General features: G+C 70.1%; 26 protein-coding genes. 19 read left to right on the top strand and 7 right to left on the bottom strand.

The annotated features are described in order from the left end of the window. The first annotated feature begins 14 nt into the window (after positions 1 to 14). The 4 genes from JOE53_RS15195 to JOE53_RS08425 all read left to right on the top strand — a co-directional run bounded on the left by JOE53_RS15195 (position 15) and on the right by JOE53_RS08425 (position 3,298). Positions 15 to 287 (top strand): cation-transporting P-type ATPase, encoded by a 273-nt coding sequence (locus JOE53_RS15195; protein ID WP_204947403.1) that lies wholly within the window; start codon positions 15 to 17, stop codon positions 285 to 287. 70 nt (positions 288 to 357) lie between these two features. Next, on the top strand, positions 358 to 858 hold the full coding sequence (locus JOE53_RS08435) for an FMN-binding protein (RefSeq protein ID WP_204947402.1): 501 nt from the start codon (positions 358 to 360) through the stop codon (positions 856 to 858). Next, a complete protein-coding gene (locus tag JOE53_RS08430; RefSeq protein ID WP_204947401.1) occupies positions 855 to 1,748 on the top strand; it encodes an FAD:protein FMN transferase in 894 nt (297 codons plus the stop codon). The genes JOE53_RS08435 and JOE53_RS08430 overlap by 4 nt, the downstream gene beginning before the upstream one ends. After that, positions 1,745 to 3,298, top strand: coding sequence for an FAD-dependent oxidoreductase (locus JOE53_RS08425; RefSeq protein ID WP_204947400.1), 1,554 nt, complete (start codon positions 1,745 to 1,747; stop codon positions 3,296 to 3,298). The genes JOE53_RS08430 and JOE53_RS08425 overlap by 4 nt, the downstream gene beginning before the upstream one ends. Before the next feature lie 80 nt (positions 3,299 to 3,378). Here the strand turns inward: JOE53_RS08425 and JOE53_RS08420 are convergent, their stop codons facing one another. After that, entirely contained in the window at positions 3,379 to 4,923 is a 1,545-nt protein-coding gene (locus JOE53_RS08420; protein ID WP_309297569.1) for a sensor histidine kinase, read from the bottom strand. Continuing rightward, positions 4,920 to 5,654 (bottom strand): response regulator transcription factor, encoded by a 735-nt coding sequence (locus tag JOE53_RS08415; protein ID WP_271171038.1) that lies wholly within the window; start codon positions 5,652 to 5,654, stop codon positions 4,920 to 4,922. The genes JOE53_RS08420 and JOE53_RS08415 overlap by 4 nt, the downstream gene beginning before the upstream one ends. Before the next feature lie 46 nt (positions 5,655 to 5,700). Between JOE53_RS08415 and JOE53_RS14735 the strand changes: the two genes are divergently transcribed. From JOE53_RS14735 to JOE53_RS08400, 4 genes are all read left to right on the top strand, one after another. Further along, entirely contained in the window at positions 5,701 to 5,925 is a 225-nt protein-coding gene (locus JOE53_RS14735) for a hypothetical protein (protein WP_233449520.1), read from the top strand. 93 nt (positions 5,926 to 6,018) lie between these two features. Beyond that, positions 6,019 to 6,897: an ABC transporter permease gene (locus tag JOE53_RS08410; protein ID WP_271171039.1), complete on the top strand. Its 879-nt coding sequence runs from the start codon at positions 6,019 to 6,021 to the stop codon at positions 6,895 to 6,897. A 119-nt stretch (positions 6,898 to 7,016) separates the two neighbouring features. After that, the gene (locus JOE53_RS08405) at positions 7,017 to 7,742 is read left to right on the top strand and encodes an ABC transporter ATP-binding protein (protein WP_204947399.1); all 726 of its coding nucleotides are present in this window, start codon (positions 7,017 to 7,019) and stop codon (positions 7,740 to 7,742) included. 45 nt (positions 7,743 to 7,787) lie between these two features. Then, positions 7,788 to 8,801, top strand: coding sequence for a magnesium and cobalt transport protein CorA (locus JOE53_RS08400; RefSeq protein WP_204947398.1), 1,014 nt, complete (start codon positions 7,788 to 7,790; stop codon positions 8,799 to 8,801). A 64-nt stretch (positions 8,802 to 8,865) separates the two neighbouring features. Here the strand turns inward: JOE53_RS08400 and gndA are convergent, their stop codons facing one another. Genes gndA through JOE53_RS08390 form a run of 3 tightly spaced genes read right to left on the bottom strand, consistent with a single transcriptional unit; the run spans position 8,866 to position 11,316 of the window. Beyond that, positions 8,866 to 10,359, bottom strand: a complete 1,494-nt coding sequence (gndA, locus tag JOE53_RS08395; RefSeq protein ID WP_204947397.1) for an NADP-dependent phosphogluconate dehydrogenase — start codon at positions 10,357 to 10,359, stop codon at positions 8,866 to 8,868. A gap of 10 nt (positions 10,360 to 10,369) precedes the next feature. Then, positions 10,370 to 10,681 (bottom strand): NAD-binding protein, encoded by a 312-nt coding sequence (locus JOE53_RS14730; protein ID WP_233449931.1) that lies wholly within the window; start codon positions 10,679 to 10,681, stop codon positions 10,370 to 10,372. Continuing rightward, positions 10,582 to 11,316, bottom strand: coding sequence for an NAD(P)-dependent oxidoreductase (locus tag JOE53_RS08390; RefSeq protein WP_233449519.1), 735 nt, complete (start codon positions 11,314 to 11,316; stop codon positions 10,582 to 10,584). The genes JOE53_RS14730 and JOE53_RS08390 overlap by 100 nt, the downstream gene beginning before the upstream one ends. A gap of 101 nt (positions 11,317 to 11,417) precedes the next feature. Here JOE53_RS08390 and JOE53_RS08385 point away from each other — a divergent pair, with 101 nt between their 5' ends. The 4 genes from JOE53_RS08385 (at position 11,418) to JOE53_RS08370 (ending at position 15,617) form a co-directional block, all read left to right on the top strand. After that, positions 11,418 to 12,479, top strand: a complete 1,062-nt coding sequence (locus JOE53_RS08385) for a D-2-hydroxyacid dehydrogenase (protein ID WP_204947396.1) — start codon at positions 11,418 to 11,420, stop codon at positions 12,477 to 12,479. Positions 12,480 to 12,516: 37 nt separating this feature from the next. Continuing rightward, positions 12,517 to 13,314: an IclR family transcriptional regulator gene (locus JOE53_RS08380; RefSeq protein WP_204947395.1), complete on the top strand. Its 798-nt coding sequence runs from the start codon at positions 12,517 to 12,519 to the stop codon at positions 13,312 to 13,314. 121 nt (positions 13,315 to 13,435) lie between these two features. Next, positions 13,436 to 14,854 carry an MFS transporter gene (locus JOE53_RS08375; protein WP_204947394.1) on the top strand — a complete coding sequence of 473 codons (1,419 nt, stop codon included), beginning with the start codon at positions 13,436 to 13,438 and terminating at the stop codon, positions 14,852 to 14,854. Between the two features lie 28 nt (positions 14,855 to 14,882). Further along, positions 14,883 to 15,617: a fumarylacetoacetate hydrolase family protein gene (locus JOE53_RS08370; RefSeq protein WP_204947393.1), complete on the top strand. Its 735-nt coding sequence runs from the start codon at positions 14,883 to 14,885 to the stop codon at positions 15,615 to 15,617. A 16-nt stretch (positions 15,618 to 15,633) separates the two neighbouring features. Here the strand turns inward: JOE53_RS08370 and JOE53_RS08365 are convergent, their stop codons facing one another. Next, positions 15,634 to 16,338: a FadR/GntR family transcriptional regulator gene (locus JOE53_RS08365; protein ID WP_204947392.1), complete on the bottom strand. Its 705-nt coding sequence runs from the start codon at positions 16,336 to 16,338 to the stop codon at positions 15,634 to 15,636. Between the two features lie 166 nt (positions 16,339 to 16,504). Here JOE53_RS08365 and JOE53_RS08360 point away from each other — a divergent pair, with 166 nt between their 5' ends. The 7 genes from JOE53_RS08360 (at position 16,505) to pth (ending at position 22,411) form a co-directional block, all read left to right on the top strand. Continuing rightward, positions 16,505 to 17,890, top strand: coding sequence for a GntP family permease (locus tag JOE53_RS08360; RefSeq protein WP_204947391.1), 1,386 nt, complete (start codon positions 16,505 to 16,507; stop codon positions 17,888 to 17,890). Then, positions 17,883 to 18,650: an SDR family oxidoreductase gene (locus tag JOE53_RS08355; protein WP_204947390.1), complete on the top strand. Its 768-nt coding sequence runs from the start codon at positions 17,883 to 17,885 to the stop codon at positions 18,648 to 18,650. The genes JOE53_RS08360 and JOE53_RS08355 overlap by 8 nt, the downstream gene beginning before the upstream one ends. 15 nt (positions 18,651 to 18,665) lie before the next feature. Beyond that, positions 18,666 to 19,694, top strand: a complete 1,029-nt coding sequence (locus tag JOE53_RS08350) for a zinc-binding dehydrogenase (protein WP_204947389.1) — start codon at positions 18,666 to 18,668, stop codon at positions 19,692 to 19,694. A gap of 2 nt (positions 19,695 to 19,696) precedes the next feature. After that, on the top strand, positions 19,697 to 20,203 hold the full coding sequence (locus JOE53_RS08345) for a gluconokinase (protein ID WP_204948203.1): 507 nt from the start codon (positions 19,697 to 19,699) through the stop codon (positions 20,201 to 20,203). A gap of 81 nt (positions 20,204 to 20,284) precedes the next feature. Beyond that, positions 20,285 to 20,758, top strand: a complete 474-nt coding sequence (locus JOE53_RS08340) for a shikimate kinase (RefSeq protein ID WP_233449518.1) — start codon at positions 20,285 to 20,287, stop codon at positions 20,756 to 20,758. Positions 20,759 to 21,120: 362 nt separating this feature from the next. Further along, a complete protein-coding gene (locus tag JOE53_RS08335) occupies positions 21,121 to 21,744 on the top strand; it encodes a 50S ribosomal protein L25/general stress protein Ctc (protein WP_036315218.1) in 624 nt (207 codons plus the stop codon). 82 nt (positions 21,745 to 21,826) lie between these two features. Then, positions 21,827 to 22,411: an aminoacyl-tRNA hydrolase gene (gene pth / locus JOE53_RS08330; protein ID WP_204947388.1), complete on the top strand. Its 585-nt coding sequence runs from the start codon at positions 21,827 to 21,829 to the stop codon at positions 22,409 to 22,411. A gap of 45 nt (positions 22,412 to 22,456) precedes the next feature. On the opposite strand, the gene JOE53_RS08325 is transcribed toward pth, so the two are convergent. Beyond that, complete coding sequence (locus JOE53_RS08325) at positions 22,457 to 23,017, bottom strand: hypothetical protein (RefSeq protein ID WP_204947387.1); 561 nt, start codon at positions 23,015 to 23,017, stop codon at positions 22,457 to 22,459. Between the last annotated feature and the right edge of the window lie 14 nt (positions 23,018 to 23,031).

Below are 23,031 nucleotides of genomic sequence, written 5' to 3'. Positions count from 1 at the left end.
CCTCGGATCGCGGTATGAGCGCCCACGCTGCTGCCGACGTCGACCTCACCGTTGCCGCCCCGCACGCCGCTGACGTCGCGGAGGTTCGCCGCCTGCTTCGCGTCGGAGAGGACGGCCTGACGGCGGACGACGCGCGAGCCCGACATGCTGTCATCGGGCCCAACCTTCTGCCTGAGCCGAAGCGCCGTGTTCCTCGCGGTAGAGGTGTTCAAGGCGCTGCGCAGGCGCCCGGTTCTCAATGCGAATGCATAGGAAAACGCAGGGGTCTCGTCCGAGCGCGCCGCTAGCGTGGAAAGCGCCACCGCGATGTGCCCCCGCGCATCTGAAGCGGCAGGGCACGACAGAAGGAGGACCATCATGATCCGCACCACCGCTGTACCCCGTTCCGTCCGCGCCGGCGCCGCCGCCGCCTCGGTGTTCGGAATGATCGCTCTCGCGGGCTGCTCCGCGACGACCACGAGCACCGCCTCGCCCACCACCGCCCCCGCGGAGGGAGCGACCCCGTCCGCCGCCGCCTCGGCATCGGCCACCAGCAGCGCCGGGTCCGCCGCCTCCACCGCCGCGTACAAGGACGGCACCTACTCCGCCCAAGGCTCCTACTCGACTCCCGAATCGGTCGAGACGATCTCGGTGACCGTGACGCTCGCCGACGACGTCATCACCGACGTGCAGGTCAGCGGAAATCCGACCAATAGCGAGTCGAAGCAGTATCAGAGCCAGTTCATCGGCGGAATCAGCTCCGAGGTCGTCGGCAAGAAGATCGAGGACATCTCGGTGTCGCGCGTCGCCGGTTCGTCGCTGACCAGCGGTGGATTCAACAAGGCGATCGAAGAGATCAAGACCGAAGCGAAGGCGTGACCGCGCCCGACTCGTCCACGCCCCCCGCTTTCCGCTGGGAGTTCGAGGCGATCGGCACGCGCTGGCGCATCGACACGGCCGTGGAGTTGTCCGCCACGGTGCGCTCCGAGGTCGGTGTTCTGATCGACGCGTTCGACCGCGCGTGGTCGCGATTTCGGCCCGATGCCGAGATCGCCGCGCTCGCGACGGCGGCAGGACCCATCCCGGCGCCCGTCGATGCGGCGCCGATGCTGGATCTGTTCCTCGCGCTGAGCGAGGCCACGGCCGAAGCCGTCAACCCGCTCATCGGCGACGCGCTCGCGCGCCGTGGCTACGACGCCCAGTACGGGCTCGTGGACCACGGCGCGCAAGCCGCTCCGGCGGGATGGTCGCAGCTGCTGACATGGGGCGGCGATCGGCTCACCCTGCGCACGCCGGCGACGATCGATGTCGGAGCGCTCGGCAAAGGGCGCCTCGCCGACCGCGTGCTGCGTCGCGTCGCGGCGCACGTAGAGGGTGCGGTGACGGTCGACGCCGGCGGCGACATCGCTCTGCGCGGCAGCGAGACGATCGCACTCGAGCACCCCTTCGACCCGACGCGCGCGATCGGGGTGTGGCGGGTGACGGATGCCGCGCTCTGCGCGTCCGCGATCCAGCGCCGCGCCTGGCCGGCCGCGGACGGCGGGGGACTGCATCACGTGCTGGACGCGCGCACCGGAGAGCCGGTGCGCACGATCGCCGCGACGTGGGCGGTCGCTGCCGACGCCATGACCGCCGATGCCGCCGCCACCGCGCTCTTCTTCGACGGCGGACCCGCGTTCGCCGACGCTCACGCCGCGGCGTGGGTGCGTATGACCACCGACGGCCGCGTGGAGTGGTCGCCCGACAGTAAGGCAGAGTTGTTCCTGTGACGAGCTCACTCACCGCGGCATGGAGTCGCACCCTGGCGGTGCTCGGTCGCGTATCGATGTACCGCCTGGTCGTTCTCGCGCTCGCCGTCCTGGCCGCGATCGCTCTCGTGCTGTCCTTCGCGGGAGCGGTCGGGCCCTCGCCGTGGGAGCTGCTGGTTACCCTCCTCGTGCTCGCGTTGGCCTGTGCCGCGACCGATGCGATCGCACACCGCGTGCTCGGCAAGGACTGGCGGTGGGAGTCGTCGCTCGTCACCGTGCTGATCCTGCTGTTCGTCCTGCGCCCTACGGTGGAGCCGGCGGCGCTCGTGGGCATCGCCGTCGCGGGACTGGTGGCCTCGGCATCCAAGTACCTGCTGGTCTGGCAGGGACGCCACATCTTCAATCCCGCTGCGGTCGGCGCGACGGTGCTCACGATGTTGAGCCTGTCGCTGCCGGACCTGGGCTCGTCCGCATGGTGGGTGGGTTCCCCCTTCCTCGCCGGACCCGTCATCCTGCTCGGCCTCGTCGTGCTCGTTCGCACCGAGAAGGTGCGCATCAGCGCGCTCTTCCTCGTCGTCGCGGTGGCGGTCGCCTTCGTGCGCACCACGCTGCAGTACCAGCAGGCGGGGCTCGCACTCGATGCGGGGACGGTGTTCTGGAACATCCTCTGGTCGTCGCCGTTCCTGTTCCTCGGCGCTTTCATGCTCTCCGAGCCGCTGACGCTGCCCCCGCGCCGGTGGCAGCAGTTCGTGGTCGCGGCGGTGGTCGGCGTCCTCGCCGGCTGGCCCGTCGACGTCGGCGACGTCAGTCTCGGTCAGGAGCGCGCGCTGCTGGTCGGCAACCTCATCGCCTTCGTCTTCGCCCTACGTACGGCGGTGCGCCTCACCTTCCAGGAACGTGTCGTCCTCACGCCCACCGTGCGCGAGCTGTCGTTCCGGGCGGAACGGCGCTTCCGTTTCGTCGCGGGGCAGTATCTCGAGCTCGAGGTGCCGCACCCTCGCCCCGATGCGCGCGGCACGCGGCGGGAGTTCAGCATCGTCTCGGCGCCGGAGGAGCTGCCGGAGGTGCGCATCGCGCTGCGCGAAGGATCGCAGTCCAGCTACAAGAAGGCGCTCGCGCTCGTCGAGCCGGGCCAGCAGCTCGCGGTGACCGGCGTGTGGGGCGACTTCGTCCTGCCGGCGCGCGCGTCGGCGCCGGTGCTCATGGTCGCCGCCGGCATCGGCGTCACGCCCTTCGTCTCGCAGCTGCGCCACCTGCGCCTGTCGGGGGAGCAGCGTGACGTGGTGTTCGTCTACGTCGCCGCGGATGCCGAAGAGCTCGCGTTTCGCGACGAGCTCGAACACGCCCGCATTCCGGTGATCGTCTTCACTCGCACCGAACCCGACACGCTTCCCGGGCACTGGACGTGGGCGCAGGGCGTCCGTCTGGATGCCGCGGGACTGCTGCAGATGGTGCCCGATCTCGCCTCGCGGCATGCCTACGTGTCGGGTCCGCCGCGTCTCATCGCGGATCTCGCCCCCGCCCTCGAGAAGGCTCGGACACTCACGACGGACGCCTTCTCGGGTTACTGATCGGCACCGCACGCCTGGTGCGGGGGCCGCGTGCGCCCGGTCGTCGGGGCGGTCTCGGCCCCGGTCGCGCGCAGCCCGGGTCAGGCCGGCGCGTCGGCCGCGTGCGGGGCCGCCGGGCGCGCCGGCAGTCGTACCTCGAACTCGGTGTGTCCCGGTTCGCTGTTGACGGAGATTGTGCCGTGGTGCGCGGTGACGATCGCCTTCGCGATCGACAGGCCCAGGCCGGTACCTCCGGTCTGGCGTGCGCGGGAGGCGTCGCCGCGCGCAAACCTCTCGAACAGCTCGCCGGCGACCACCGGATCAATGCCGGGACCGTTGTCGGTGACGCGCACGACGGCGTCGCCCTCCTCGACGGCGACGCTCGCGGTGACCGTCGTTCCTGCCGGCGTGTGCACGCGGGCGTTGGTGAGCAGGTTCGCCACGACCTGATGCAGACGCATCGCATCTCCGGCGACGACGACCGGTTCTTCGGCGGCATCCAGCTGCCATTCGTGTCCTGAGCCGGCGACCTGTGCGTCGGCGACACTGTCGACGACCACTCGCGTGAGGTCGACGGCGCCGTACACGAGTTCCTTGCCCTCGTCGAGTCGAGCCAGCAGCAGCAGGTCTTCGACGAGCGCCGTCATCCGCAGGGAGGCGGACTGGATGCGCTCCAGGCTCTGCTCCGACTGCTCGGCGCTGATCGCGACCTGGGCCGGTGTGGCCGCGTCGCCGGCGGCGTTCACGGTCCGCAGCGACCGCAGGGAAAGCTCGGAGTAGCCGCGGATCGCCGCCAGGGGAGTGCGCAGCTCGTGGCTGGCGTCGGCCACGAACGAGCGCATGCGTTCCTCGTTGCGTTGCCGGGCGGCCAGTGACACGTCGATGTGGTCGAGCAGAGTGTTCAGTGCGGCACCGACACGCCCGATCTCATCGCTCGCATCGGCTTCGGATGCCGGGACGCGCTCGGAGATGGTGACGTCGCCCGAGTCCAGCGGCTGCGCAGCGACGCGTGTCGCCGTGGCGGCGACGGCCCGAAGCGGCCGAAGGGAATAGCGGATCACCACGGCGATGACGGCCGCCAGCAGCAGCAGCCCTCCGGTGGTGACGAGGGCGACGGTCGTCAGGATCTGCGCAATGGTCGTGTTCACGGTCGACACCGGCAGCCCGACCGCGATCGCGTAGGGACCGGCGCCGGTGGTGAACAGCCGGTAGGTGCCGATGTCGTCCACCGTCCCCGTCGCGGAGGGACCGGAGCCGAATGCGTTGGCGATCTCGAGTACCTGTGCGTCCGTCAGCGACTTCACGCTGTTGCCGTCGAGGTACGCCCCGTCGAAGCCGCTCGCCGACCTCACGATCAGCAGCACTCCGGGAGTTCGCACGCGCGCCTCCTGCAGCACGGTGTACGCGGACTGCACGGTGCCAAAGTCCACCTTCTGCGAGAGCAGTTGCGCGCTGACACTGGCTGCCGCATCGCGCACCTGTGTGTCGAGCTGGCCGGACAGGATGTTGCCGAGAAGCGCGCTGGTGGCGACGCCGATCATCGCCAGAATCAGCGTGACCATGCCGACGACGGCCGCGATCAGTCGCGTCTGCAGGCTCCATTGCGGTCGCCGTCGGACCTTCTTCGGCGCAGGCGCTGCGCTCACTGCGGAGCTTTGATCATGTAGCCCACGCCGCGCACCGTGTGGATGAGCGGGTCACGGCCCGCGTCGATCTTCTTCCGCAGGTAGGAGATATACAGCTCCACGACCGACGAGCGTCCGCCGAAGTCGTAGTTCCAGACGCGGTCCAGGATCTGGGCCTTCGACACGACGCGACGCTGGTTGCGCATGAGGAAGCGCAACAGCTCGAACTCCGTCGGCGTCAGCTCGATCTCGGTGTCGCCGCGCATGACCTCATGGGAGTCCTCGTTCAGCGTCAGCTCACCGACGCGCAGGACGGGGTCGGCGCCGCCCGCTGTCGCGGTGCCGGCGCGGCGCATCAGACCGCGCAGACGCGCGACGACCTCTTCCAGGCTGAACGGTTTGGTGACGTAGTCGTCGCCGCCGGCGGTGAGGCCCGCGACGCGGTCTGCGACGGCATCCTTCGCCGTGAGGAAAAGCACCGGCACATCGTTGCCGGCGTGACGCAGTCGCTGCAGCACCGACATGCCGTCGAGGTCGGGCATCATGATGTCGAGCACCATGGCGTCGGGATCGAACTCGCGCGCCTGCGCGAGCGCGTCGAATCCCGACCCCGCCGTGCGGACCTCCCAGCCCTCCATGCGCAGCGCCATCGAGAGCAGGTCCGTGAGCATCTGCTCGTCGTCGACGACGAGGACGCGAAGGGCCGACCCGTCTGGGCGGTGCAGGACAGGGGAGGCGGCGAGAGCGGTCATGGCTCCATTGTGCTGTCGGTGCTGTGAAGAACCTATGCGCCGCGCTATGAGCCCGCTGTGGATTGCGGCAGGCTCTGCCGAGTGGCTCATAGCCACGTCCTCAGTCGCCCTTCGATCGCGGTATTGGACGTATCTGCGCCGTGAGCTGTCCGACCGCAAGAAGCAGACCACGATCGTGGCGATCGGCCTGGCCGTCGCGGTCGCGCTGGTCATCATGGTCAACGCGCTGTCCGCGGGCGTGCGCGACGCAGCGCCAGTCCGGCACCGCTGAGGGCGGCGCGCAGACCGCGCCGCAAGCGGGCGAGGGCAGTCGCGGTCAGGGCGGCGAGGGCGGTGGCGGGGGATTCCAGGGGACTCCTTCGGCGTGGATTCCTTCAGCGTGCTCGGCGTCGACCCCGGCGCCACCGCCGCGGGGACGTTGACGGCTGCCACCGTCAGCGGCGGACGCGCGCTCACCTCTTCTGACGCGGGTACGGATGTCGCCGTGGTCGACGCGACCTACGCGGCCAGTGCCTCTCTCGCCGTGGGCGGCACCATCGATGTGGCGGGGACGCCGTTCCAGATCGTCGGGATCGTCGCGTCCGCGTCCTCGTCCGCCGACACCGCCGCCAACGTCTACATTCCGCTCGATGTCGCACAGAAGCTCTCCGGCGCGGGCGACGTCGTCTCCACGGTGTACGTGCAGGCCGGCTCGAGCGATCGCATCGCCGCGATCCAGTCCGCGCTCACGGCCGCCCTCCCCACGGCGACCGTCAGCTCGCAGTCGGACCTTGCCTCGACCGTCTCGGGTTCGCTCGCCAGCGCGAGCTCGCTGATCACGAACCTGGGCACGTGGCTGTCGATCATCGTCCTCGTGGTGGCCGTCGCTCTCGCGGTTCTGTTCACGATCTCGGGTATCTCCCGACGCACCCGTGAGCTGGGCACGCTGAAGGCCATCGGGTGGTCCAACGCGCGTGTGGTCGGCCAGGTGGCGGGGGAGTCCGTGGTCCAGGCCCTCATCGGCGGTGTCATCGGCGTGGCGCTCGGCCTCATCGGCGCGCTGATCATCAACATCATCGCCCCCACGGTGTCGGCCTCGGCGGGCGCGACCGCCGGCCGAGGTCCGGGCGGGGGGGGGGTCGCGGCGGGGGAAGCGGGTTCGGCGGTCAGCTGGCGCAGACGACAACCGAGATCGCCCTGCACGCGCCGCTGTCGCTCTGGATCGTCGGGCTCGCTCTCGTGCTCGCCGTCCTCGGCGGTCTGATCGCCGGCGTGTTCGGTGGCTGGCGTGCCGCCCGTCTCAGTCCCGCGGAAGCATTACGGGCGGTCTCGTGAGCGCCCCGGCCCCCCACCGACATCCACCATCTCGAAGGAATGACCGACATGACCGTGATCGATGACACCATCGCTACCCCTGCGCCGACCGCGGCGGGAGCGGCCTATCGCTTGACGTCCGTGACGAAGACCTACCGTCAGAAGGGCAGGGAGGTGAAGGCCTTGACGGGGGTCGACCTGCAGATCGAGGCAGGAGAGTTCGCGACGATCCAGGGTCCCACGGGTGGGGGCAAGTCGACCCTGCTTCAGATGCTCGGTGCGCTCGACGTCCCGACCAGCGGAACGGTGCTACTCGGCGACACCGACCTCGCGGCGGCATCCGCGACGGACCTGCAGAAGGTGCGCGCGCACGAGATCGGCTTCGTGTTCCAGGCCTTCAAGCTCATTCCCACGCTCACCGCGGCGGAGAACGTCGCCATGGGGTTGGAACCGCTGCGTCTGGACAGTGCCGACCGTCACACCCGTGTCGAGGAGGCCCTCGCGCACGTCGGCCTCTCCGATCGCGGCAGCCACCGTCCGGGGGAGCTCTCCGGCGGGCAGCAGCAGCGGGTGGCGATCGCGCGGGCCATCGCCCAGCGCCCGCGCGTGCTGCTGGCGGATGAGCCGACGGGGAATCTGGATGAGTCGATGCGCGACGAGATCCTCGTGGTGCTCGAACGTCTCTCCGCCGAGGGGCTGACCCTCGTCGTCGTCACCCACGACTCGGCCGTCGCGCGCCGCGCCCGTCGCCGGCTGCGGCTCGATAAGGGCACCGTCACCGACATCACGGCATGAGAGCGATGAGGAGCGGGGCCGCCCGGCGGGCCTAGGGTTGCTGTCATGGCTCAACCCCAGTGCGTCGTCTACGACGGCGGCATCGCTCACCCCACCGACGCCGCTCCGGCCGATGCGCTCGCCGAGGCGCGACGCCGGGGCGGGATGCTCTGGGTCGGCCTGAGTGCCCCGAGTGCTGACGAGGTGAGTGCGCTCGCCGACGTGCTGCAGCTGGAACGGCTCGGCGTCGCGACGGCGCTGCGCACTCATCAGCGGTCGAAGCTCGAGCGCTTCGGCGATCACCTGTTCGTCGTCGTCCAGCCCTCCCAGTACGACGAGCCGACCGAGACGGTGCAGTGCCGCGAAGTCGACCTCTTCGTCGGCCCCGACTTCTTCGTCGTCATCTCCGGCGGCGGCGCGGTCGACATCGATCGGCTCCGGGCGCTGCTCGACGAGCATCCCGACATCGCGGCTCGAGGGCCCCTGGGCGTGCTCTGGGGAACGTTCGAGTACGTCACGCGCGGGTACCGGTCCGTCATGGACGAGATCGAGCACGACATCGACGAGATCGAGGAGCAGCTCTTCGCCGAAGACGAGGGCGTCTCCCGTCGCATCTTCGCGCCGCAGCGCGAAGTCATCGATCTGCGCCATGCGACGGCTCCGCTGCCGGCGATGATGGACCGCCTGGAGCACTACGTGAGTACACGGATGCCGAGTGGCGAGGCCCCCGGATACCGGGAGATCGCCGATCGTGCCCGCTACATCGATGCGCGAGTGGCGGCGTTTCGCGAAACCCTCGACAATGCGCTGACGATCGACGCGACGATCGTCGACCAGCGACGCAACGACCAGATGAGCGAGATGACGCGCACGAGCATCGAGCAGAACGATCAGGTCAAGAAGATCTCGTCCTGGGCCGCCATCGGCTTCGCGCCGACGCTCGTTGCCGGCATCTACGGCATGAACTTCCACGACATGCCCGAACTGTCATGGCCGTGGGGGTACCCCTTCGCCATCGCGCTCATGGCGGCTGTCAGCACGGGGCTGTATCTGGTCTTCAAGAAGAAGGACTGGATCTAGGCCTTTCGACTCGCGGCTGAGCAGAGCGCGCCGAAACGCCCCTGCTCAGCCGCGCCGCCGGCGGTCAGTGGGTGTCTTCGGCCTCGACCTCGGTGCGGTCGCCCGACCACAGCGTGTGGAAGGTGCCGTCCTTGTCGATGCGCTTGTAGGTGTGCGCACCGAAGAAGTCGCGCTGGCCCTGGATCAGGGCGGCGGGCAGGCGCCGCGCGCGCAGTCCGTCGTAGTACGCCAGCGACGACGAGAAGGCGGGAGCGGGGATGCCGGCGGCGGCAGCCAGCGCGACGATGTTGCGCCACGCGTCCTGTGCGCGCGTCAGCGCGTCGACGAAGTACGGCGCCGTCAGCAGAACGGCAAGGTCCGGCTCGGCTTCGTAAGCGTCGGCGATCCGGTTGAGGAACTGGGCGCGGATGATGCAGCCGGCGCGCCAGATCTTGCTGACCGCGCCGAGGTCGATCGACCAGTCGTAGTGCGCGGCGCCGGCGCGGATCTCGTCGAATCCCTGCGAGTACGCGACGATCTTCGACGCGTAGAGGGCCAGCCGCACCTGCTCGATGAAGGCGTCCGCGTCGGCGCCGGTGAGGTGCTCGCCGGTCGAGTCGTCGGGACCCGGCAGTGCGCCGGAGATGGAACGCTGTTCGGGGTGGCTCGACAGCGATCGGGCGAAAACGGCCTCGGCGATGCCCGAGACGGGAACTCCCAGGTCGATCGCGGTCTGCACGGTCCACCCTCCGGTGCCCTTCGCGCCGGCCTGGTCGAGGATGACATCGACCAGCGGCGTGCCGGTCTCGGCGTCGACCTGGCGCAGCACCTCGGCGGTGATCTCGATCAGATAGCTCTCCAGCTCGCCCGTGTTCCACTCGGCGAAGACATCGGCGATCTCGGCGGGCGACGCGCCCGTGGCGCGACGGATGAGGTCGTAAGCCTCCGCGATCAGCTGCATGTCGGCGTACTCGATGCCGTTGTGCACCATCTTCACGAAGTGGCCGGCACCGTCGTGTCCGATGTGGGTGACGCAGGGCTCGCCTTCGGCGACCGCCGCGATCGAGCGCAGGATGGGACCGAGCGTGACCCAGGCCTCGTCGGGGCCGCCGGGCATGAGCGACGGGCCGAGGAGCGCGCCCTCCTCACCGCCGGAGACACCCATGCCCACGAAATTGAAGCCGCGCTCTCGCACGGCCTTCTCGCGACGGATGGTGTCGGTGAACAGCGCGTTTCCGCCGTCGATGATGATGTCGCCGGGCTCGAAGACCTTCATGAGCTCATCGATGACGGCGTCGGTGGGGCCGCCGGCCTTGACCATGATGAGTGCCGTGCGCGGCTTCTGCAGGCTGGCGGCGAACTCCTCGTAGGAGAAGGCGGGGACGAAGCCGGCCTCGGGGTGCTCCGCGACGAGCTCGTCGGTCTTCGAGCGCGAACGGTTGTACACCGCGACGGTGTTGCCCTCGCGCGACGCCAGATTGCGGGCCAGGTTCGAGCCCATCACCGCGAGTCCGACGACTCCGATGTTGGCCGTGGGCGACACGGGCGTTGTGGTCTCGGCAGCGGTCTGTTCGGGCACGTCGAACTCCTCAGGGTCGGTCGGGGATTCCGTTCTCAGCGTAGTCCGCCCCGGGTGTGGCGGGCGTCGGATGACGCCGCGCCGTCAGTCGCCGTGTGACCGAGATGTCACGGTCGCCGAGACCCGCAGTGAGGATCTCGTCGAAGACCGCGCGCAACGCGGGCAGCAGGGCGGTCGTGGTGTGTGTGGATGCCGCGACGTCGGCGGCGAAGCCCAGATCCTTCACCATGTAGGCGGCGGCTCCCGACGGGCTGTCGTCACCGGCGACGAGGCGGTCCTTCCGGCTGGACAGCAGGTTCGAGCCCGCATAGCCGCCCGCCAGCAGCGACCACAGCGCGTCGAGGTCGAGCCCGAGCGTGCGGCCAGTTCGGTGGCCTCCCCGAGGGCGACGATGGTCGCGGCCACGACGAGCTGATTGCAGGCCTTCGCCACCTCTCCGGCACCGAGCGGGCCGAGGTGGACGGCAGTGCCGCAGGGGGAGAGGATTTGCGCGGCCAGCGCGGCGTCGGCATCCGCTCCGCCAAGCATGATCGACAGCGTGCCCGCGCTCGCCCCGTCGACGCCCCCCGAAACCGGGCAGTCCACGACCCGCACGCGACCGCTGCTCTGCCGGCCGAGTCGTTCGGCCATCGCGCGCACGCCCGTGGGTGACGAGGTCGACCCGATCAGCAGGAGCAGGTCCTCGGCGCCGGCGAGCAGGCCGTCATCGCCGTCGAGGATCCTCTCGAGGTCGGGGAGGTCGGGGAGCATGACGAGCACGGCGTCGCTGTGCGCAGCCAGTTCGCCGGGGGTGTCCACGGGACTCGCGCCGAGCTCGACGAGATCGGGCCGCGGCATCCGCGACCAGATCGCGAGACGCCCGCGGGCGCGGATGAGATGGTGAGCCATCGGCGTGCCCATGGCGCCGGTGCCGATCATTCCGAGGCGGACGTCCTCGGCCGCAAGAGGCGATGTCATGACGACACTGTAAACAAAGTCCAACAGGATGGACAGTGTTCAGTAAAATGAACCTGCGATAGAGTGGCCGCCGACCACGTCCACCCGATGAAGGGAAACGAATGTCGGATCACGCCGTCCGCACACTGCGCGCCGTCGCCGCCGTACCGCTGCGGGAGGAGCTCTGTCGGCTGATCGAGCAGCTCGAACCGCGCGTCGAGATGGTCCGCGAGCCCGACCTCGTTCCCCCGATGCGTGGCCCGGCCGACTGGTCGGGCGACCCCGCGTTCCGGCGCACGCCCGCCGAGCAGCGCCGCTTCGACGACCTCGTCGACTCGGCAGACGCCCTCTTCGGCATTCCGGATGTCGACCCGGCGGCGCTCGCACGCACGGTCGCGGCCAATCCGCGGCTGCGGTGGGTCATGACCACGGCAGCCGGAGGCGGCGCGCAGGTGCGGGAAGCGGCGCTTGCGCCCGAGGCGCTGCGGCGCATCGTCTTCTCGACCACCGCCGGCGTCCACGGGGGAGCGCTCGCCGAGTTCGCGGTGTTCGGCGTGCTCGCCGGTGCAAAGGACCTGCCGCGTCTGCGCGCCGACCAGGACTCGCGCACGTGGCCCCTGCGATGGCAGATGCGCCAGCTCGACGAGATGACCGTGCTGATCGTCGGGCTCGGCGGCATCGGGTCGGCCTGTGCGCGGCGCTTCGCCGCTCTCGGCGCGACGGTGTGGGGCACGACGCGTTCGGGGGAACCGGTCGAGGCCGTGGACCGCCTCGTGCCTCTCGAGGAGCTCGCGTCGGCGATCTCTCAGGTGGATGCCGTCGTGGTGACGCTGCCGGGCACGACGCAGACCCACCATCTCATCGACGCCGCCCTCCTGTCGAGGGCGCGTCCGGGCCTGATCCTCGCCAGCGTCGGACGCGGCAGCGTCATCGACGAGGCGGCACTGCTGCGGGCTCTCGACGACGGCACCGTCTCCTTCGCCGCGCTGGATGTCTTCGAGGTGGAGCCGCTCGCGCAGGACTCGCCGCTGTGGTCGCATCCCCGCGTCCTGGTGAGTCCGCACACGGCGGCCCTGGACAGTCGGGAGGAAGAGCGGATCGCGCGGCGGTTCGCCGCCGACGCGACGCGACTGCTCGATGGCGCCGCGTTGCACGCTGTTGTCGATACGGTCGAGTTCTACTGACATCGGCGCACGGCGGCGTGCGTCGTGAAGGAGGATCATGACCGACGACCTCGACGACCGTGCTACACGCGACCCCGCTCCCGCCGTCACTCGCGGCATCCGGCTGCTCGAACTCCTCGCGGAGGCGAGGCGGCCGCTCACGCTGACCGAGATCGCGGCGGCGCTGGGTCTGGCCAAGTCCTCGACCGCGAACCTGTGCCTGGCGCTGGAGGCGGCTCGCATGATCGAGCGGGGTGCGCAGGGGTATCGCCTCGGCCTGCGGACGGCAGAGCTCGGGGGAGCCTTCGCCGCGCAGTTCAACCAGGTGCGCGAGTTCTACGGCGTGTGCGATGCGTCGCCGATCCTCGCGGGCGAGCTCGTGCAGGTCGCGATCCTCGACGGGGCCGATGCGCTCTACATCGCCCGGCACGAGGGGTCGCGTGCGGTGCGCATCGGCACGCCGCTCGGCTCCCGCCTTCCGGCGGCGTTGAGTGCGACGGGGCGGGCGATGCTGTCCACGCTCTCGGATGCCGAGGTGACCGAACTCGTGGGCGCCGACGCCGTCTTTCCGTCGGTCGCCGATGCGGCGGCGCGCGATCTCGCGGGGCTGCTGCAGCGTCTCGCCGACGTGCGCGAGCGCGGCTGGGCTCTGGATGCCGAGGAGTCGCTGCCCGGAATCGTCGGGGTGGCCGTGCCGTTGGAGGGCTGGGCGCCCGGCGATCCGCAGCTGGCCCTGGGCGTGGGGCTGCCCGCGGCCGAAGCCGACCAGCGGCGGATCGCGGCCGTGGCGGCGGCACTCAACGAGGCCGCGCGACAGCTCACGAATCCCTTCAGCGCGGCCGCCCGCCGCGACTGAGCGCCGCAACCGCGTGCGTCGGACCCTCACCCCACCGGCGCGTGAATCCAACATATTGAACATCGTCCACTGGGTTGATACTGTGATCGCACACGCGGCCGTGCCGTGCCGATCAAAGGAGATGGCAGTGACAGACCTTCGACCCCCGGTGGACACCACCTCGGACGACCCCGAATACGCGGCGAACCTGCGTCGGGCAACCCTCGCCTCCAGCATCGGCAGTGCTTTGGAGTACTTCGATTTCGCGCTGTACGGACTGTCCACGGCGCTCATCTTCAACGTGCTGTTCTTCTCCCAGGACGATCCGGCCATGGCGACGGTCGCCGCCTTCGCCACGTTCGGCGTCGGATTCGTGGCCCGTCCCTTCGGCGGCCTGTTCTTCGGGGTGCTCGGTGACCGTCTCGGGCGCAAGTGGGTGCTCGTCATCACCATCCTGCTCATGGGCGGCGCCTCCACCGCGATCGGACTGCTGCCCACGTACGCGCAGATCGGACTGTGGGCACCGGCGCTGCTGGTGCTCATGCGCCTGCTGCAGGGCTTCGGCGCCGGAGCCGAGCAGGCCGGTGCCACCGTGTTGATGGCGGAGTACGCCCCCGTGCGGCGGCGCGGCTTCTTCTCCGCGCTGCCCTTCATCGGCATCCAGGCGGGCACGCTCCTGGCCGCGGTGGTCTTCAGCCTGATCACGCTCCTGCCGGAGGATCAGCTGCTCTCGTGGGGCTGGCGCGTGCCGTTCCTGTGCTCGTTCGCCCTCATCCTGGTCGCGCTGTTCATCCGCATGCGCCTGCGCGAGACGCCGACGTTCGTGGAACTCGAGAAGCACGAGCAGATCAGTGATCGACCGGTCCGCGAGATTTTCGGTCATGGACTGCCGGGTGTCATCGTCGGCATCGGTCTGCGCATGGCCGAGAACGGCGGCTCTTACATGCTGAACACGCTCGCGCTGACCTTCTTCGTCGCCGTTGCCGGATCCGGCGCCGACAAGAGCCTGCTCACGTGGGGCGTCACCCTCGGCTCGCTGCTGGGAATCTTCACGGTGCCCCTGTCGGGTGCTCTGTCGGATCGCTGGGGGCGTCGCACGGTCTACCGGATGGGCGCGCTGTTCCTGCTGGTGTACTCGTTCCCCGCGTGGTGGCTGCTGACGCTCGGCAACCACGCGATCGCGATCGCGGTCATCGCGATCGGCATCGGATTCGGAGTCAACGTCATGCTCGGTCCGCAGTGCGCCCTGCTGCCGGAGATGTTCGGCAACCGGCACCGCTACCTCGGGGTCGCCATGGCCCGCGAGCTGTCGGCGGTGCTCGCCGGCGGGCTTGCCGGTGTGCTGGGCGCGTATCTGATCGCGGTGAGCGGCGGCAACTGGGTGCTGCTGGGTATCTACATGGCGACCCTCGCCCTGATCACGACGGCCTCGACGTTCCTCGTGCCCGAGACCCTCCGGCGCGACCTCACACGCACCGACGACGCGGTGAAGGTGTCGCGCGACGAGGCCGGCGAGGGCGTGTCGTCGACCACGGTGACCATCCGGACGGTGCGCTGGTGATGCGCGCCGACGAAGGCGGAGCGCTGTCGTGCTGATCGGGCGGGCGCTCGTCGACGGGATGGCTGTGGACGTGCGGTGGAGCCCCGACGGGCCGGTGCCGGTCTCGTTGCCCGATGACGGCGACGACATCGCGTGTGGTGGGCACGACATCGCCGGCCCGCGTCCCGACGCCGAGCTGATCGCCCCGGTGGCGCCTGTCGTGCTCATCGGCATCGCACAGAACGGGCCGCGTCATCCGACTCCCGTTCAAGCCTGGTTGAAGAGCCCGCGCACGATCGTCCCGTCGGGGCGCTGCGTGCGGTTGCGCCGCGATGCCGGCCGGAGCGTGGCCGAGGGGGAGATCGCCGTCGTGATCGGTCGCGACTGCACGGCTCTGACGGCGGCGACGGCCGACCGGTTCGTGCGCGGCGTGACCGCGGTCAACGATCTCTCCAGTCCCGATCGAGCGGCGATCGACGTCCGCAACTTCGAATCGAAGTCGGGGGTCGGCTACACGCCGCTCGGGCCGTGGATCGATACGCGGGCCGACATCGACCACGTCGCCCTGCGCCTCGAGATCGACGGTGCGGTCGTGGCGCAGACGGATGCCGGGGCCCTTCCCGTCTCCATTCGCGAGTGTCTGGCCTACGTCGCGTCGTGGACGACGCTCGGCCCGGGCGACGTCGTCATGACCGGAGCGCCGTTCAGCGCCGCTCCGATCGAGCCGGGTCACCGCGTCGACGTGATCGTCGGTGATGTGAGGCTGACCACGCCCACATCCTGATGATGCTGCCCGCGCCTCAGAGGTGGGCGACTTCGCCGGACACGAGCGTCAGGTGCTCGCGTGCCGAGGCCTCGGCGCCCGCGCCGTCGCGCTCCACGATCGCCTGCGCGGTGGCCACGTGGGCCTCCAGCGTGCCCACCCGCGGCAGGCTCGGCGTGAGGCCGCGCACCGCTCGGCCCCGCAGGATCTCGGCGATCGGTTCGCTGAGCTTGCCGAACAGCGGATTGCCGCCGGCGCGCAGGAGAAGCGAGTGGTAGGCGATGTCGGCTTCGAGATACTCCTCGGTGTCGCCGAACCCCTGCGCGCCGAGCTCGTTGAGGCGGGTCGCATGCGCGAGGAGCAGCTCGCGTTCGGTGTCGTCGGCGCGCTCGGCCGCGAGACGGGCGGCGATCGGCTCCACGGCGGCGCGCAGCTCGGTCAGCTCCCGGAGGACGTCGTTGCGCCGGGGGCCGTCCAGAGTCCACTCGATGACGGTGGCGTCGAGACTGTCCCATTCCTCGCGCGGTCGCACCACGAGTCCCACACGGCGCCGGGAACGCAGCAGGCCGTGGGCTTCGAGCACGCGCACCGCTTCGCGGACGACGGTGCGAGAGGCGGAGAACTCCTCCTCGAGATCGGCGACGGTCATCCCCGACCCGGGGGCGAGCGTGCCGCCGGCGATCCGGCGGCCGAGGGTCTCGACGATGTGCGCGTGCGACGCGGTCGGGGCGGTGGTGGGCATCGGCGTCCTTCTGTCATGGGACACGCTACCGGGAGGCGGCGCCTCCCGCGGGGTACGCGCGAGAAAAGTACGACTATTCGCTTGCGATAAGTAGTACTTTTGTGAAACGGTGGTCCCGCTGCCGGGAACGACCCCGGCGCATGGACGATTCATCGGAGAAGCCCCCATGCAAGATTGGACGCAGACGCTCGGCGCCGTCCCGCTGCTGCTCATCGCAGCAGGCGCCATCGCGCTCATCCTCATCCTCATCATCTGGGCGCGCATGCACGCGTTCCTCGTGCTCGTGCTCGTTTCGCTCCTCACGGCGCTGGCGACTGGCATTCCGATCGACGGAGTCGGCAAAGTCCTCATCGACAGCTTCAGCGGCACTGTCGGCGCCGTCGCCCTGCTGGTCGGATTGGGCGCGATGCTGGGAGCTCTGGTGGAGACCTCCGGCGGTGCACGCGTGCTCGCGGAGAAGATGGTGTCCGTCTTCGGTGAGAAGCGGGCCGCATTCGCACTCGGTGTGGCCTCGCTCATCATGGGATTCCCGATGTTCTTCGACGCGGGACTCATCGTGATGCTCCCGGTGATCTTCGCCGTCGGACGACGCATCGGCGGCAAGCACATGCTCCTGTACGGCATCAGTGCCGCCGCCGCGTTCTCGGTCATGCACGTCTTCGTGCCGCCGCACCCCGGGCCCATCACGGCCAGCGAGACGTACGGGGCCAATCTCGGGCTCGTCCTCCTCATCGGTATCGTCGTCGCGCTGCCGACGTGGTACCTCACCGGCTACCTGTGGGCGACGTTCACCGACAAGCGCATCCCGCTTGCGATCGTCGACCTCTTCGGCGGCCGCGACGTCGAGCCCACCAACCCGCCCAAGGCCGGCACCGTCATCGGGGTGCTCGCGATCCCGCTCGTGCTGATCCTGCTCAACACGGGCATGTCCGCGCTCGTGTCCGCCGGGGCCGTGGACGGCGCGCTCGTCTGGGTGCAGGCGCTGCGCCTGATCGGCACCAGTCAGATCGCCCTGCTCATCTCCGTGCTCGTCGCCCTGTTCGTGCTGGGCACCCGACGCGGCGTGCACGGCACGGCGCTGGAGAAGATCGTCGACTCCGCCCTCGGGCCGATCTGCTCCGTCGTGCTCATCACGGGCGCCGGTGGCATGTTCGGCGGCGTGCTGCGGGCGTCGGGCATCGGCTCGGCGCTCTCGGACTCGCTGTCCTCGATCGGCATTCCGGTGATCTTCGCCGCCTACCTCATCGCGGTCGTCCTGCGCGTCGCACAGGGCTCGGCCACGGTGGCCCTGGTCACGGCGGCGGGCTTGGTCTCGCCCGCGGTGCTCGCAGCCGGCTTCAGCCCCCTGCAGGTGGCGTGCGTCGTTCTCGCCACCGCCGCCGGCTCCGTGTTCGCCGGGCATGTCAACGACTCCGGCTTCTGGCTGGTCGGTCGCCTCATGGGCATGGACGTGAAGACCACGCTGAAGACGTGGACGGTTCAGCAGGCCCTCGAGTCGGTCGTCGGCTTCGCCTTCGTGCTCATCATCTTCGGGGCGGTGTCCCTTGTCTGATCTGTTCGACCTCAGCGGGCGTACCGCCCTCGTCACCGGATCTTCGCGGGGGCTCGGACAGAGCCTGGCGGCGGGCCTGGTCGATGCGGGCGCGCGCGTGATCGTCCATGGGCGCAGCCGGGAGGGTGTCGCCGACAGCGCCGCCCTGCTGGCCGATCGGACGAGCGCGCGCGTCGAGACCGTCGTCTTCGATGTGACGGATGCCGCGGCCGTCGAGGCCGCGATCGCCGAGCTCGTCGCGCGCGTGGGCGTTCCCGACATCCTCGTCAACAACGCCGGCATCCAGCGTCGAGCGCCGTTCGCCGAGTTCTCGGTCGCGGACTGGGACCAGGTGATCGCCACCAACCTGTCCAGCGCGTTCTACGTGTCGCGCTTCGTCGTGCCGGGGATGATCGCACGCCGCTCGGGGAAGATCATCAACATCGCGTCGGTGCAGTCCGCGCTCGCGCGGCAGACGATCGCCCCCTACTCGGCGAGCAAGGGCGGCATCGCGCAGCTGTCGCGGGGCATGGCTGCCGATCTGGCGCGCCACGGCATCCAGGTCAACACGCTCTCGCCCGGCTACTTCGCCACCGAGATGAACGCTGCCCTCGTCGCCGACGAGGACTTCACCGCCTGGGTCGCCCAGCGCACCCCGGCTGGTCGGTGGGGGCGGGTCGGGGAGCTGCGCGGCCCCCTGACCTTCCTCGCCTCGGCGGCGAGCGACTTCGTGAGCGGACAGAACCTGTTCGTCGACGGCGGCATGACCGCGGTCGTGTGATCGAGAGGAGCAACCATGGATGCGGTCGTGATCAGAGGGCGCCAGGACGTGGCGGTCGGACAGGTCGACGTGCCGCCGTGCGCCCCCGGACAGGTGCGCCTGCGAGTCGGCTACGTCGGCATCTGCGGCTCTGACCTGCACTACTACTTCGACGGCGCGAACGGGGCGTTCGTGGTCACCGAGCCTCTCATCCCGGGGCACGAACTCGCCGGCTGGATCGACGACGATCCCTCCGGCACCTGGGCGCCGGGCACGCCCGTCACGGTGCACCCGGCGCGCTTCGGGAGCTGCGTGCCCGCCATCGCCGAGGCGCCGCACCTGTGGCCCGGGGGTTCGTACCTCGGGAGCGCCTCGACGACACCGCATACGCAGGGGGCGATGGCAGATCGCCTCGTCGTCGACGCGGCGATGGTGCGGGTACTGCCCGACTCCCTGTCGGTGCGGCGTGCGACGCTGGCGGAGCCGCTGGCCGTGGCCCTGCATGGCGTCGGTCGCTCCGGGAGTATCGACGGCGCGCGGGTGCTGGTGTGCGGCGCCGGTCCGATCGGGCTTCTCGCCGTCGTCGCCGCGCAGGCCCGCGGCGCTGCGGTCGTCGACGTCAGCGATCTGCTGCCCGAGGCGTTGGAGCGCGCGGCTGCGCTCGGCGCCGATCGCACGTGGCGCGCGGGAAGCGATGAGGTGCCCGGCGAGGCCTACGACGTGGTGCTGGAGTGCTCGGGCGCGGCGGCCGCCGTCAGCACCGCCGTGGCCGCGGTGCGTCGGCGCGGCGTCGTCGTGCAGGTCGGCATGCTGCCGAACGAGCCCCGTCCGATCAACCTCGCCCCCTTGGTCGCCAAGGAGGCGACGCTCACCGGCGCCTTCCGCTTCCTCGACGAGATGGAGGAGGCGATCGCTCTCCTGGACGCGCAGCCCGCGGTGGAGAGCGTCATCACCCACGAGTTCGCGCCCGCCGACGCCGTCACGGCGTTCGAGACCGCTCGTGACTCGGCATCCAGTGCCAAGGTGATCGTGGCCATGGCGTCCGCGCGAGAGGCGGGGCGGTGAGCATGCCCTCCCGTGCGCCGCGCATCGTCGTGATGGGCCCGAGTGGCTCGGGCAAGACCGCCGTCGGGGCCGCGCTCGCCGTCGACTTCGGCGTCGACTTCGTGGATGCCGACGACCTGCACCCCGTGCAGAACGTCGCCAAGATGGAGTCGGGCGTGCCGCTGGACGATGACGACCGACGGCCCTGGCTCGACGTCGTCGGACGGCGCCTGGCGTCTTCACCGGGGCTGGTCATGGCCTGTTCCGCTCTCGCCCGTCGCTATCGCGATCGCATCCGCGAGGCCGCGCCCGATGTCCGCTTCGTCGAGCTCGTCGTGTCGCGCGAAGAGCTCGACCGCCGGATGCGCTCGCGCCAGCATTTCATGCCGGTCGCCCTCTTGGAGTCGCAGTTGGCGACGCTCGAGCATCTCGGTGCCGACGAGGACGGGGTCGCCGTCGAGAACATCGGGGGCATCATCGAGGTCGCCGCCCGCGCGCGCGCCGCTCTGGATCAGGCCGAGCGCCGATAAGCAGACGGGCGGCGACGAGAAGGAGGGGTACGCTCGCATCGCGGGGCGCAGTGGCCGGTCCCCGCGGCAGCGGAGGTGAAGATGGCGCGGGTCGTGTTGATGGGGTCGTCGGATGCCGCGGTCGAGCTCACCGGAGCGGCGCTCGCCGCGCGACTGCGCGCCCGCTACATCGACGGCGACGAGTTGCGCCCGCCCGCCCGCCGGCGTCGCCGCCGCGCTGAGACGACGCCCGCAGCGTCCGATGCCGAGATCTGGTTGGACGCGCTGCGCCTCGTTCTCGCGGAGGCGGCGGCCGTCGTGGTGACCACGGGACCGCTCACGCGCGCGGCGCGTGATGCCGTCCGTGCGCGCGTGCGCGACGTCGTGTTCGTCGAGCTGGTCGGCCGCGAGAGTGTCGGCGAGCCGCTCACGCAGGACGAGGCGGGATTCCGCGTGGCCGCGGGGGCCGATCTGCAGATCGTCGTCGATCGGGTCGCCGATCTGCTGACAACCACGACACTCGCGGATGCGGGCGACGGGATCAGTCCTTGCGGTAGCCCGAGCGCCCGAGCGTGAAGAGGGCGCCGACGACGGCGACGGTCGCTCCCACCGACATCAGTCCGATGATCCACAGGAGTGCGTGCGACATCCAGCCGTAGTCCATGGGTTCCTCCGGAGTGAGAGACGGGTGGGCGCGGCCTCGGCCGCGCGAGGGCACCCGTGCGGGCACCGTCTCCATCGTAGCGGCGTCGCTGGTAGAGTGGAGTCCTCCCTCGGCGAGGGATGCCGTGTGTTCGCGTATCGGCATCCGTGATCGACGCGGTGATGCGGGCCCACGCGGCGCGGACGGACAGTCCGGGCGGGCTCTCCTCACGTGACCACGTTCGAGTCGAGACCCAGACCCAGACCAGGGCGAGAAGCCCGCAAGGAGAATCATCATGTCGACCGAGACCGACACCAAGGTCATCGCCGAGGTTCGCGAGAACTTCGGCAAGGGCTTCGCCCGCCGTCTGCGCGCCGCAGGCAAGATCCCCGCCGTCATCTACGGCCACGGCACCGACCCGGTGCACGTCGCGCTGCCCGGCCACCAGGTCGCGCTGCTCGTGCGTCGTGCCAACGCCGTCCTCGAGCTCGAGATCTCCGGTGCGCAGCAGCTCACCCTCGTGAAGGACGTCCAGAAGGACCCGGTGCGCCAGATCATCGAGCACATCGACCTCCTCGTCGTGAAGAAGGGTGAGAAGGTCCAGGTCGACGTTCCCGTCGTCGTCGTCGGCGAGCCCTTCGCGGGCACCATCGCCAACCTCGACAACGCGACCGTGTCGCTCGAGGTCGAGGCCACGCACATCCCCGAGAACGTCGAGGTCGACGTCGAGGGCCTCGAGGACGGCACGCACATCACCGCGGCCGACCTGAAGCTCCCGCGCGGCGCCGCGCTGGTCACCGACGCCGAGACGCTCATCGTGGCGATCTCGGTGCCGGCGGCGACGATCGCCGAGGTCGACGAGATCGAGGCGGCCGACGAGGCCGTCGCCGAGGAGCAGTCGGAAGAGGCTGCCGAGTAATCGACGCATCATGAACGAAGCCCGTCGCCGCCGATACTGGTGGGGCGGGCTTCGTCGTGGATCGACCGGTGAGGACATGAGCATGGCCGAGACATGGCTGGTGGTGGGGCTGGGAAACCCCGGCGTCCGCTACGAGAGCACCCGTCACAACGTGGGGCAGATGGTGATCGCCGAGCTCGCCTCTCGGCGGGGCGAGACGCTGCGTGCGCACAAGGCGAACGCGCGCGTCGCGGAGAGCTGGCTGCGTCCGGGCGGGGCGAAGCTCGTGCTCGCCACCCCCAATTCGTACATGAACGTGTCGGGCGGGCCGGTTTCGCAGCTTGCGCGCTTCTATGACGTTCCCGCCGACCGCGTCGTGCTCGTCCACGACGAGCTCGACATCCCGTTCGACACCGTCAAGCTCAAGACCGGCGGTGGACATGGCGGCCACAACGGCATCCGCGATGTCGCCAAAGCACTGGGTACCCCCGACTTCCCGCGCGTGCGGGTCGGTATCGGTCGTCCTCCGGGACGCCAGGATCCGGCGGACTGGGTGCTCGATCCGTTCTCTTCGGCCGAGCGGGCCGCGTTGCCGGTGCTGGTGTCGGAGGCTGCCGACGCGGTCGAGCTGCTCGTCGGGGAAGGACTGCTCGCCGCCCAGCAGAAACATCACGCGCCGCGCGCCTGAGCCTGCGAGCGGCTTCGTCGGGAGGTGTTCGGTGGTCGGGGAGCGTCAGGAGTAGGTGGGGATCGCGGCGACGACGCCGGCAAGGACGGCGAGCATGACCGCGACGGCATAGACGATGGGGCCCGCCGCCGCGACGATCACGGCGCCGATGCCCTGCCCGCGTCCCCGCCGGCTCGCGATGGCGACGATCCCCTGGATCAGAGCCCAGATGCCGAGGACGGTTCCGCTCCAGAATCCGATCTCGGCCCACAGCACGAGCCCGCGCACGGGACTCAGCAGGGCGAGGGTCTGATCGTCGGAGAGATGCTCCAGCGGCCTGGTCGATGTCAGACCTGCGTGGGCGACGGCTCCCGACGCGGCGGCGAAGCTCGTGGTGGCGCTGAGCACCGAGGAGAACGCGACGGCGCAGATCGCGACGATCACCGCGATCGTACCGAGAGCCTTCGAGGTGGTCGGCGCGGGCGGCGTCACCGATGGCGGCAGGTAGACCGGGGGAGCACCCGGCACGGACTGGACGTAGCCGCCGGTCGGCCATGCGGGTCCGCCGGGTCCCGGAGCTCGCGTCACGGCGGGCGGTACGGGGGCGTGCTGCGGGTTCTCGCTCACCTGCTCATCCTAGG

It is taken from the genome of Microbacterium laevaniformans (genome assembly GCF_016907555.1).
Classification (GTDB): Bacteria; Actinomycetota; Actinomycetes; order Actinomycetales; family Microbacteriaceae; genus Microbacterium; species Microbacterium laevaniformans.
Note: the sequence above shows the minus strand (reverse complement) of the source record. Positions and strands in the feature narration are given on the sequence as shown.

Bases quoted from the DNA above. Each gene is read 5' to 3' on its own strand.
- JOE53_RS08415 (WP_271171038.1), bottom strand. From the start codon at position 5,654: ATGACCGCTCTCGCCGCCTCCCCTGTCCTGCACCGCCCAGACGGGTCG.
- JOE53_RS08385 (WP_204947396.1), top strand. From the start codon at position 11,418: ATGTCGGATCACGCCGTCCGCACACTGCGCGCCGTCGCCGCCGTACCG.
- JOE53_RS08375 (WP_204947394.1), top strand. From the start codon at position 13,436: ATGGCAGTGACAGACCTTCGACCCCCGGTGGACACCACCTCGGACGAC.
- JOE53_RS08390 (WP_233449519.1), bottom strand. From the start codon at position 11,316: ATGACATCGCCTCTTGCGGCCGAGGACGTCCGCCTCGGAATGATCGGC.
- JOE53_RS15195 (WP_204947403.1), top strand. From the start codon at position 15: ATGAGCGCCCACGCTGCTGCCGACGTCGACCTCACCGTTGCCGCCCCG.
- JOE53_RS14735 (WP_233449520.1), top strand. From the start codon at position 5,701: ATGAGCCCGCTGTGGATTGCGGCAGGCTCTGCCGAGTGGCTCATAGCC.
- JOE53_RS08340 (WP_233449518.1), top strand. From the start codon at position 20,285: ATGGCGCGGGTCGTGTTGATGGGGTCGTCGGATGCCGCGGTCGAGCTC.
- JOE53_RS08380 (WP_204947395.1), top strand. From the start codon at position 12,517: ATGACCGACGACCTCGACGACCGTGCTACACGCGACCCCGCTCCCGCC.
- JOE53_RS08365 (WP_204947392.1), bottom strand. From the start codon at position 16,338: ATGCCCACCACCGCCCCGACCGCGTCGCACGCGCACATCGTCGAGACC.
- JOE53_RS08435 (WP_204947402.1), top strand. From the start codon at position 358: ATGATCCGCACCACCGCTGTACCCCGTTCCGTCCGCGCCGGCGCCGCC.
- JOE53_RS08405 (WP_204947399.1), top strand. From the start codon at position 7,017: ATGACCGTGATCGATGACACCATCGCTACCCCTGCGCCGACCGCGGCG.
- pth (WP_204947388.1), top strand. From the start codon at position 21,827: ATGGCCGAGACATGGCTGGTGGTGGGGCTGGGAAACCCCGGCGTCCGC.
- JOE53_RS08335 (WP_036315218.1), top strand. From the start codon at position 21,121: ATGTCGACCGAGACCGACACCAAGGTCATCGCCGAGGTTCGCGAGAAC.
- JOE53_RS08360 (WP_204947391.1), top strand. From the start codon at position 16,505: ATGCAAGATTGGACGCAGACGCTCGGCGCCGTCCCGCTGCTGCTCATC.
- JOE53_RS08345 (WP_204948203.1), top strand. From the start codon at position 19,697: ATGCCCTCCCGTGCGCCGCGCATCGTCGTGATGGGCCCGAGTGGCTCG.
- JOE53_RS08400 (WP_204947398.1), top strand. From the start codon at position 7,788: ATGGCTCAACCCCAGTGCGTCGTCTACGACGGCGGCATCGCTCACCCC.
- JOE53_RS08350 (WP_204947389.1), top strand. From the start codon at position 18,666: ATGGATGCGGTCGTGATCAGAGGGCGCCAGGACGTGGCGGTCGGACAG.